Annotated in this window: 10 protein-coding genes; 1 reads left to right on the top strand and 9 read right to left on the bottom strand. The window is 67.3% G+C overall.

Going from position 1 to position 9,781, the window contains the following annotated elements:
• Window positions 1-30: 30 nt before the first annotated feature.
• The 3 genes from KV110_RS04910 to KV110_RS04900 all read right to left on the bottom strand — a co-directional run bounded on the left by KV110_RS04910 (window position 31) and on the right by KV110_RS04900 (window position 2,197).
• Window positions 31-561 (bottom strand): YbaB/EbfC family nucleoid-associated protein, encoded by a 531-nt coding sequence (locus KV110_RS04910; protein WP_218473821.1) that lies wholly within the window; start codon window positions 559-561, stop codon window positions 31-33.
• 68 nt (window positions 562-629) lie between these two features.
• Window positions 630-947: a hypothetical protein gene (locus tag KV110_RS04905; RefSeq protein ID WP_218473819.1), complete on the bottom strand. Its 318-nt coding sequence runs from the start codon at window positions 945-947 to the stop codon at window positions 630-632.
• Between the two features lie 20 nt (window positions 948-967).
• Window positions 968-2,197 carry a hypothetical protein gene (locus KV110_RS04900; RefSeq protein ID WP_218473817.1) on the bottom strand — a complete coding sequence of 410 codons (1,230 nt, stop codon included), beginning with the start codon at window positions 2,195-2,197 and terminating at the stop codon, window positions 968-970.
• Between the two features lie 212 nt (window positions 2,198-2,409).
• Between KV110_RS04900 and KV110_RS04895 the strand changes: the two genes are divergently transcribed.
• Window positions 2,410-3,069 (top strand): response regulator transcription factor, encoded by a 660-nt coding sequence (locus KV110_RS04895; RefSeq protein WP_218473815.1) that lies wholly within the window; start codon window positions 2,410-2,412, stop codon window positions 3,067-3,069.
• Here the strand turns inward: KV110_RS04895 and KV110_RS04890 are convergent.
• From KV110_RS04890 to KV110_RS04865, 6 genes are all read right to left on the bottom strand, one after another.
• On the bottom strand, window positions 3,048-3,254 hold the full coding sequence (locus KV110_RS04890; RefSeq protein ID WP_218473814.1) for a YbaB/EbfC family nucleoid-associated protein: 207 nt from the start codon (window positions 3,252-3,254) through the stop codon (window positions 3,048-3,050). The genes KV110_RS04895 and KV110_RS04890 overlap by 22 nt on opposite strands.
• 127 nt (window positions 3,255-3,381) lie before the next feature.
• On the bottom strand, window positions 3,382-5,133 hold the full coding sequence (locus tag KV110_RS04885; RefSeq protein WP_218473812.1) for a hypothetical protein: 1,752 nt from the start codon (window positions 5,131-5,133) through the stop codon (window positions 3,382-3,384).
• A 151-nt stretch (window positions 5,134-5,284) separates the two neighbouring features.
• Entirely contained in the window at window positions 5,285-6,100 is an 816-nt protein-coding gene (locus tag KV110_RS04880; protein ID WP_218473810.1) for an ESX secretion-associated protein EspG, read from the bottom strand.
• Window positions 6,097-8,139, bottom strand: coding sequence for a PPE domain-containing protein (locus tag KV110_RS04875; protein ID WP_218473808.1), 2,043 nt, complete (start codon window positions 8,137-8,139; stop codon window positions 6,097-6,099). Before KV110_RS04875 ends, KV110_RS04880 begins: the two co-directional genes overlap by 4 nt.
• 221 nt (window positions 8,140-8,360) lie before the next feature.
• The gene (locus tag KV110_RS04870) at window positions 8,361-9,338 is read right to left on the bottom strand and encodes an alpha/beta hydrolase (protein WP_218473807.1); all 978 of its coding nucleotides are present in this window, start codon (window positions 9,336-9,338) and stop codon (window positions 8,361-8,363) included.
• 129 nt (window positions 9,339-9,467) lie between these two features.
• Window positions 9,468-9,752, bottom strand: coding sequence for a hypothetical protein (locus tag KV110_RS04865; RefSeq protein ID WP_218473805.1), 285 nt, complete (start codon window positions 9,750-9,752; stop codon window positions 9,468-9,470).
• Between the last annotated feature and the right edge of the window lie 29 nt (window positions 9,753-9,781).

The raw sequence follows: 9,781 nt of genomic DNA, 5'->3' as shown, positions 1-9,781 counted from the left end.
CAGCGGCCTGTCATAGCGGCAACTCCGGGCCTACCAACCGGATTCGGCGACATCGGAGCCCGAACGATCCTGACGCTCGTGGTCGAACGGCACGACATCGGTGAATTCCATGGTTCCGTCCACGCTCTCGTCGTCCACCGCTTGCGCGCGGGAGCGGGCACGCGGCGGCGCCAGCGAGACCTCCGGCAGTGTGGGCAGCATTTCCTCCACGTCGGGCAGGCCCTGCACGATCTCCGACATCTTCGGCAGTCGCGCCTGCTCGTCGCGCAACTCCTGGATCATCGCTTTGGTCTGCCGTTCCACCTGCCCGGCCGCATCCTGCGCTGCGGCGGTCACCGCGGCGGCGAGTTCCTTCGGCGTCAAATCGCTGATGTCTTCGGTGAATCGGGTCTCGATCACCACGCCCCGTGCGTTGACGACGACAGCGACCTTCTTGCCGGCCGCGTACGCGGTCGCCGTGAGCAGCGCCTGCTTCTGCTGTGACCGCACCATCGACTTGATGCTGGTATGGATCGAATCCATCAGCTCGGCCAGCTGCGCGTTCGCTGGTTCGTACGCCATCAACCTCTCCTAACCCTCACCCCCGACACCTCGACTCGGCGATGCCGACCGTCAGCTACCTCGACCCGCTATTCGAAGGTGACGCCCAGCTTGTTCGCGAGTTCCATGTCCTGCAGCAATTCCGCGCTGGTCAGCATCCCCTCGCCGTACTGGAGCAGCCGCGCGATCTGGGACTGGATGACGGATTTGAGGTTCTCGTAGGAGGCGACGTAGCCGTTCTCGCTTTCGAAACTCTTGCCGAAGTCGTCGGTGCCCCACTTGCCGTAACCGGCGGCGTGTGCCCGTTCCATTGCGGCGAGGATCTGTTCCAGCTTCCAGATCACCTCATGCGCGTGCGTGCCGGTCTTGTGCACACCCTGCGTACTCGCCTCTACCCTGCCTGCCATTACGACCTCCAGTCCTTCGGCTACAACGCAATTCGATCATCGCACAAATACCAACCGTCCAGTAGGTGAACGTTCGGTGGGTAATGCCGCTCCACCGTAGCCCCGGACGGCGCCAGCAATCCAGCGGCGGACAGCTGTCGAAGCGCACCGTCCAGATCCCGCTGCGCGCCCACGGCATCCCGCACTACCTCCCTGGTCACCGCGCCGCGCTCGGCCGCGGACAGCAGCCGCGCCAGCGCTGCTCGGTGCCGTGGCCCCGGGCGCTGCCACAGCAGCCGCACCGCGGTTTCCACCACGGCGCCCGGGCTCCAGATCGGCGGCAAGGCCGCACCGCACTGCGGCACCGAAGGCGACTCGCCGCCGTACCAGCGGCCGCCTTCCCACCAGAAGCAAAAGGACAGCAGACCGACCGCCGCGCGGGGGTTCAGCACCGTGTTGGTCACCCAACCGGGCGCGCCCGCATAGAGATTCGGTAAGTCGATGCCGCCGTTGTACGCGGCGTTCAGCGTCGGCGCGTTCCACACGCCGCCGGAGAGCACCGCCCGGTCGCCCGGCAGCGCGTACAACGAGGAGCCGCTGCTCGCGTTCCGCGCACTCTCGAACCAAGCCGTGTCCGGCACGATCCGCGGCCCCGGATCGGCGGCAACCGCCTCGTAGACCGCGGAAAGAGTGGCCCACCTCGCCCATATTTCGGGGCAGGCGGGCAGGTCCTCGGTGATCGGGGTCGGCTGGATGCCGCGAGTCCGATCGGCTCGGGCGGCGACCTCGGCACGGCGCGGACTGCGTGACTGCCGGTCGCGGTGGCCGATATACGCCGCGAGCCACACCGGTAGGCGCGGGCGCGGATACGCCGCCACGTCGGCGCGATACGCCTCGGGCCGGAACAACTGATCGCCGGGGAACGGCTCGTCACCGTAGTCGTAGTCGATTTCGGGCGCACCGAACGCGTTCACCCGCACCAGCAATCGCCACCACGGTCCGCCCACGGCGGTCAGCGACTCGGCCCGGTGCGCACGGGCCAGCGTGAGCAGCGCAGGCGGCGCCTCGATCCTGGTCACCCTGGTTCCGTCGGTGCAGATGATGCGCGCCGACTCGGCGGACACCGTCAGCGCGAACGCCGCGTCCACCCGCCGCAGTCCTGGCCTGCCTAGTGCGGCGACCCCCGCGACGAGACGGGCCAGCGGCGACCGGGTACCCGCGACGGCGAGTTCGCTTACGCCGGTGGCGTCTTCGAAGTTCTCGTCGCTCATCAGGTGCCGTTCTTGTTGCCGAGAGACCGGTGCTGCGCAGTCTTTTTTCGATAGTGACACGCGCACAAGGGCACCGAGCCCCATACCGGGGACAAGAAGCTCAAGGGACTGTTAAGAATCTGAAATGCTATTTCCGACCTGCTGACGGCTGGTCATCCCCGGTAAATGCGAAACCGCGCGCACCGGACCTCGCGATTTGCGAGGATCGGCGCGTGCGGCTTGCGGTGGTCGAAGACGATGACGGCGTGGGAGACGCCCTGGTCGCGGCGCTGACCGCCCGGGGCTACCACGTCGACCGTAAACGCCGCGGCGCCGAGTTGCTCGCCTCGTATCACGACTATGACGCGGTGATCCTCGATCTCGGCCTGCCCGATATCGATGGGCTGGAGGTGCTTCGGCGGTTACGGCAGGTCAGCTCGGTGCCCGTGCTGATCCTCACGGCGCGCGGTGGCGAGCACACCATCGTGACCGCGCTGCGCGGTGGCGCCGACGACTACCTGGTGAAGCCGCCGCGCATCGCGGAGCTGGCCGCGCGCCTGGAGACGGTGACCCGCCGGGCCGGGCCGCGGGAGCCGACACCGGTGGACGTGGTCACCGAGGACGTCCGGGTCGATCTGGTTGCCCACCAGGTGGTGGTGGCGGGTAGCGAAATACCGTTGACCCCCAAGGAATTCCAGCTCGTGCAGATCCTGGTGGAACGGCCCGGTACGGCGGTGAGTCGCCAGCAGATGATGGACCGCATCTGGGGCGACTCCTCGGCGGCGGTATCGCGGGTGCTCGACGTGCACATGGCGGGCCTGCGCGCCAAACTGGGTCGGCCCGGCCTGATCGTCACGATCCGCGGCTTCGGCTACCGGTGGGGGGCCGCTTGAAGTTTCAGCGCCGCCTGGGCGTTCTGCGCCGCCTCGGTCAGCGCTTGCGCGAGCGTGTCGTAGTCGACCAGCTCTCCGCCGAGCTCGATATGGGTGTCGATCACGATCCCGTCCGCGTCGACGGTCACCCGCACTCGATCGCCGAGTGCCGAACCGGTCGCCGTCCGCTCGGAATGACCCGCCATATCGAATCCTCTTAACCCGCCGATGAATACGATTCGATAATGGCGCTGCGGGTGCGGCGAATGTAGCCGGAAGACGAATACTTAGCAGTCGCTTAAGGATATCCCCTGCGCCGCCGGGACCGGTGCGTCACGCATTCACCGAACCCTGCCGTTGCTGGAAACGCTGCTCGAAATCCGCGATATACACCGACGGCGCCACGGACGACGAAGACTGTTCCAGCACACCGTCATCGGCGATATAGAAGATCGCTCGACCGATCGAGATCTCGCCGGGCTCGGTCGGCACGAACACCATCCAGCCCACGCTGATCCGATCGGCCCGCAGCTTCTCCAACGGGTATCCGCTGGTGTCCATCTCCTGGTCGAGAATGTACTGACGCACCCGCTCGATCGCCTCCGCCTGCGGCATCGGCTCCGGCAGCGTCAGTGTCACGCCGGCCAGGGTGAGCTGGTACAGGGCGCTGTCGATGTCGAAGGTGCCGTCGTCACCGAAGACATCGACCAGGGTGTCGCGGGTAACGACGCCGACCTCCGCCGCCGAGACCAGTGTGGCCACCGCCTCGCGCTGGCGATCCGTCGGTTGTTCCGCGAGCAGCCCGGTCACCACGTCGACCACCGTGTCGGCGGTCCAGACGCCGGGCACCGCCTCGGCCAGCTGGTCCGAGGTCGGCGATTCGCCGCGATACCAGCGGCCGCCCTCCCACCAGTAGCAGAACGACAGAAGTCCGCTCGCCGCACGGGGATTCAGCACCGGGTTGGCCACCCACTCGGGCGCACCGGCGAACAGCGCGGGCATCGGCGCGCCCTCGTTGTAGGTGGCGTGTAGCTCGGGCGCGTTCCACACTCCACCCGACAGCACGGCCCGACCGCCGGGCAGCGTGTACAGCGTCGAGCCGCTGCGCTTGGCGCCCTCGAACCAGCCCAGCGCGGGCAGCACCCGTGGTCCCCACTGCGATCCGGCGGCGACGAACGCCGCGGCGATCACTGCCCAGCGCGCCGACATCAGCGGGAACGCCGGAAACTCGTGCTGCGACAACACAGCTCGCACGCCCGCCGCGCGATCGGCTCGTGCTTGCGCGGCGGCCAGCTGCGCGGGCCGCGACTGGCGTTCGCCGTGGCCGACGTAGGCCGCCAGCCACACCGGCAGGGTCTGCCGCGGATATGCCTCGAGGTCGGCGCGATATACCTCGGCCGGGAAGAGCTGGTCCTCCGGGAACGGCTCGTCGCCGTAGTCGTAGTCGACCTCGATCTCGCCGGAACTGGTCAGCGTCATCAGCAGCCGCCACCATGGGCCGTCGCTCAGCCGCGCGGACACGTCCCGGTGTTCCCTGGCCAGTTCGAGGATCTCGGGGGTCGGCTGTGCCTGCACCGAGCGCTGGTCGTCGTCGGAGTACTCGACAAACGCGGTCTCCGCGCTGGTCGTCAGAGCGAATACCGCCTCCAACCGCCGCCAGCCCTGCGGGCCCAACGCCGCCAGCTCCCTGGCCATCTGGTGACCGAGCTGTTTCGCGCGCTCGGCGACGTCCGCCGCCGGGGGCTGCTCTAGCAGGGTGAAGCCGACATCGGGTTCTTCACCGGACTCCGCGAAGGCGTTCACGAACTCGCGCATGAACGCCTCGCTGTCGGCGTCGGTCGGCGCGTCCTCGGCGGATTCGTCCGTACCCGGCTCGTCCGTCGCGCTCTCGTCCGACAGCGAGGTCATGAACTCCCGCATAAAGGCCTGGGCCTTGGCATCTTCGGGCGAGGGTGTCGAGTCGTCCGGCTGGCCCGCGGGTTGGTCGTCGGTCGCGGCCGACGGGTCGTTCGCCGGTCCGGCATGTTCCGCGGCCGACTCGTCTCCTGGCCGGCGGTCAGCAGCCTCGTCGCCTGGTGTGGTCACGTCGCAGCAATCTCCTCATCCATGCACCGAGACCCGATGCCCGAGCTGTCCTACCGCCCCATACTGGCACAGCGGCGGGGCGGGCGACCGCTGAACAAAACGCTACGAAGCGACGGGAACGACAAGCCCGCTCGCACGGCCGGACCTCGGGTTACCAGCGTCCGCGCTCCGGCAAACCATCCGGTTCCCAGTGCGTTTCCATCCGTTCCAGAATCATCTCGATCGCGTCGTCGACCATTCTGCGCAGCCGTTCCGGCCCGACACCGATGGCCACCGGAGCGTTGTCGACCTTGATGATGTACCGGCCGTCATCGGGCAGGTCCCGCCACATCAGGATCTCCTGCAAGATGCCGCGCGGACCGAACTTCGACCGACCCTGGTGGATGGTGATCGCGCCGGTGCTCGTCGCGGGTATGTCGAAGAACTGCTGGCTGCGCTGGGCCGAGGAATCGCGGGAGTAGTCCAAGGCGACCGAACCCGCCGTGTCGTAGTCGCCGTCGTCGTGCCGGTTGACCACGATCGGAACGTTTTTCAGGCGACCGGCCTTGTCCGACTGCGGCAACGCCGCGAGCGCCGCCTCGGCCAGGCCGTGCGGTCCGCAGTCGGTGATGACGAAACCGCCGCTGTGCCAGATCGTTTCGCCGGGCAGCTGGGTCATCAGGTAACCGCGCGAACCGGCCCGGACCGCGCGCACCCTGGTCCGCTTCTCCGGGTTGTTCATGTCCTGCTCGTTCCACCCGTATCCGACCACGGACACTTCGGGCCGCAAGAAGGTCTCCAGCACCTCGTGAAAGGAACTGTCCAGGGTGCGCCGCAACCGCTCCCAGGTCTGGAACGATTCACGTTCGTAATCGTCGAGACGCACGGTGCGAGCGGTGTACATGAACGGCGCGGGGAGATGGGTATTCGAATAGCGTTCCCACAGCGCGTCGAACTCGTCGTCGGTGAACGTCCAGGTCTGCGTCACGTCTCGGTCACCGGGTTATCGGTCTGCGGCAGACGCAATTCCGGCAAGCCGAGTTCCGCGGCGAATTCGCCGCCCGCGGCGGTCGACGCCTGCGGAACCTCGGCTGTCGAGGCAGCGCGGACCGCGGCTTCGGGCACGCTTCCGTCGCCTATGCCCGGAATCCCCAGTGCCCCTGGAGTTCCCGACGCGAACGCGTTGGGGACGCCCGCCGCCCACGGGGCCTGCGGCGCGCCGTTGCCTGGCTCGCCGGGGCCGAACGGGAACGCCGCGGCGAGCGGCTGGGGGACGCCGGACATGGTGGGGATCGACGGAAGTTCCGCGCGCGGAAAGAGTCTCAGCAGGGGATTGGTTTCTTCTTCCTTGTCCTTGCCGTCCTTCTCGTCTTTGTCCTTCTCGTCCTTGTCTTTGTCGTCCTTATCGTCTTTGTCTTTGTCGTCGGCGTCGCCCGGCTGGCCGTCGTGCTCGCCGGGTTGCTGGCCGTCGGGGATCTGCAGCTGCTGTTGCTGAGCCGCGGCCAGCTCGGCGGCATGCATCTGCGTGGCGGCTTCCACCGCGCCCTGGATGCCGGTGCTCAGCGCCTGCACGCCCGAGGAGAGGGCGTTGGTGAGCGGGCCGATCATGTCCTGACCGCTCGACGCGGCCGCGGGGAGGGTCGATGGTTTGCCATCGCCGGTACCCGGCTTCTGCGGGTCCTTGTCTTCCTTCGGCCCGGACTTCTCTTCCGACGCCGGCTTCGGTTCGACCTCGGGCTTGACTTGTTGTTTGGAAACCGCTTCCACGAGCTTCGAGGGGTCCTGCGTGGTCTGACCCGCGGGCACGCCCGCCTTCGGGCCGGGTCCGCCGGGTCCAGGACCGCCCGGGCCGCCGCCGGTGGGCTGCTGCTGCTGCTTGGCGGGTTGCTGCTGGGCGGGCTGTTGTTGACCAGGCTGCTGTTGGCCAGGTTGTTGTTGACCGGGCTGCTGCTGACCGGGCTGTTGTTGGCCCGGTTGCTGCTGGCCGGGTTGTTGCTGACCAGGCTGCTGGCCGGGCGGCTGTTTAGGAGTGAGGTCGTAGTTCGGGTCGGGAAGAACGGGGAAAGCCTGGGTGGTGTCGGTCATGCCCCGCGCGTACGTATCCCGGTACTTGTCGCGGTACTCGTTCAACTGGCTTTCCGACAGGCCTTGGTGCGAGTACGGCATCGCAGACACCGTCGCGCTCAGCCACTGCGAGGTGTAGGTGAGGTAATTGCCGACCACTTGCATGCGCATCGCCAACTGCTGGACGACGGCTCCGTATCGCTGGACCGCGCCGACCGCCTTGTCCGCGCCGGGGCTGCGCCAGTTGTCGACCGTGACCTTCTGCAGATGCTGCTCGAGCTTGTAGGACTCGCCGACGAGCCGCTCCGACAGGGTCTTCCAGACGGCACCGGCCCGGAACGCCGCCTCCGGTTTAGAGCTCTCCCTGAGCGAGACCAGCTGTGGCCCCATCATGCTCTTCGGGGCTTCCAGCCCGACGTCGATGGGCTCGGTGTCCTTGATCGACGCGGGCATCGTGGGCTTTTCGGCGGGCATGGTCGACGTCTTGTTTTTGTTGTAGTCCGGCGCGCTGTACTTGATGTCGTTGCCGGACGGTGCGGTGTCGACCTGGCCGAGCCTCGGGATGGTTTCCTTGAATTTCGCCTTGGAGTCGGCGTCCTGGTTCGCGTACGCGAGTCCCGCGGTCTTGAACAGGTCCCCCAGATCGGTCAGCGCCTTGATGTGCTGATCGAGTTTGTCGTTCAGGTCACGCGACTTCTTCTTGAACGCCTCGGTCAGGTTCAAGCCGCTGAACAGCGGGCTCAGGCGCTCCATCGTCTCGATGTGCTCGGTGTTGATGATCTTTTGATAGCCCCTGAGCTCACGAATCATGTCCGAGCATGCCTTCGCGCAGCCATGGGCAACACCGGTATCAACCTTGACGATGTCTCCATTGCCCTTTTGCTGCGCCCGCAGCTCGGACCATGGCGAGTCATTTCCCACGTTGAACGCTCCTCCTGACGTTCCCCACCCGCGCTCGGCCACCACCTCGCATGATGCGCATTCGAGTGGCGCCTAAGAGGATTCAACCGAACGAGAGCTCCGGGCGCAATCCACAATCATTATGGGCTCACGGCGACATCATCGACCCTGGAACGGCGCGGACGCACACCCGATATCGGGTGTGCACACCCCTTTCCCGCGCGACCCGGCCGCTGCGCGGGGCCCGCGACTGCCGCTACGAGCCCGCGAAAATTAACTACTTCTTAGGCTGAGCGCGAGCCTCGGGTGGCGGACCGGGTTGCCACGTCGGCGACGAACTGTTCGACGGCGGTGAGCGCGGCGCGGGCTTCGGGTAGTAGGCGGTGACCGACCTGGAAGACGTGGAACATGCCGGGCCACAACTGGACCTCGCAGTGTCCGCCTGCCGCGCGCTGCGCCTCGCCGAATCGTTCGGCGTCGGCGCTCAGCATCTCGCTGGCGCCGGCTTGCAGCAACATCGGGGGCAGGTCCGCGCCGACGCCACTCAGGACGTCCAGTCGTGGATCGTCGAAATGGGTTGTGCCGGTGTAGAGCCCGGTCATCTTGCTGGCCAGGCTCAGCGACATGAAGGAATCCCACACCTGCGCGCGACGCGCGGCGGCCAGCGCCCAGGTCGCGTCGACCAGCGGCGAGAACGCGACGATCGCGGCGGGCTGGGCGATGCCGAGCGCACGCAGCTGCACCGCCAAACCGAGCGACATGTGGCCGCCTGCCGAGTCCCCCATCAGCACAATGTCTTCGGCGGCGTGGCCGTGCTCGAGCAACCACAGGTAGCCGTTGAGCACGTCGTCGTGCGCGGCCGGGAATCGGTGCTTCGGAGCCAACCGGTACCGCAGGGTGAAGGCGGGGCGATCCAGCCGCCGCACCAGTTCCGACACCAGGCCACGATGCGTGGTCGGGCTGCAACCGACGTAACCGCTGCCGTGCAGGTAGTAGATGATCGGGGTGCCGGGGCGTGGCGGTTCGCCGACCCACTCGCCGACCGTCCGGCCGCGCGGCCCCGGCTCGTCGACGACCCGATGCGGCAGCTTGCGGTCGAACCAGAGCCTGCAGGAAGCAGCCAGGCCGAGCCGGGCGGCGGCCACCCCGAACCGGTTCGGCGGCAGCACCGAACCCAGGGGACGCAATGTCGCGTTCAACGCGAAGATCGCGCCTCGACTGGGCACCGACACGCCGGTAAAGCCTCGATCGCCATTGACCATCCGTCAATTGAACCCAGCGAGGAGGGGTGCTAGCAATAGCAAGCAGGCCTTTTCGTCAAACAGCACATGCCGTCGCGTCGTTTGTTGGAAACCTGGCCGGTCGTGTGGTCGGCGTTTCCGCGTCGGGGGTCAGCGGGTGGTGCCGCGGCGGTTGATTTCGGCGATTTTGCGGGCGGTGGCCGCTTTGACAGCCGCCGCGTTCGAGCCGTCCAGTTGTCCTGCGAATGCGCGGCGGGCGGCGGTGATCAGGTGATCGGGGACCTCGGGGTAGGCACGGGCGATCGCGAGCAGGGCGTTCTCGGTTTCCGTATCCAGGCCGCTCTCGGTGAACAGGCCGTCACCGCCGCGCACCGAGGCGAGCAGCTCCTCGAAATTGCTCCGTAGTTCGTCGTCGTTCGGGAAGTCCTCGCGCATCGTTCCTCCTCGATTTCCGCCATTGTCCG

This window comes from Nocardia iowensis (assembly GCF_019222765.1).
GTDB classification, from domain to species: Bacteria; Actinomycetota; Actinomycetes; order Mycobacteriales; family Mycobacteriaceae; genus Nocardia; species Nocardia iowensis.
Note: the sequence above shows the minus strand (reverse complement) of the source record. Positions and strands in the feature narration are given on the sequence as shown.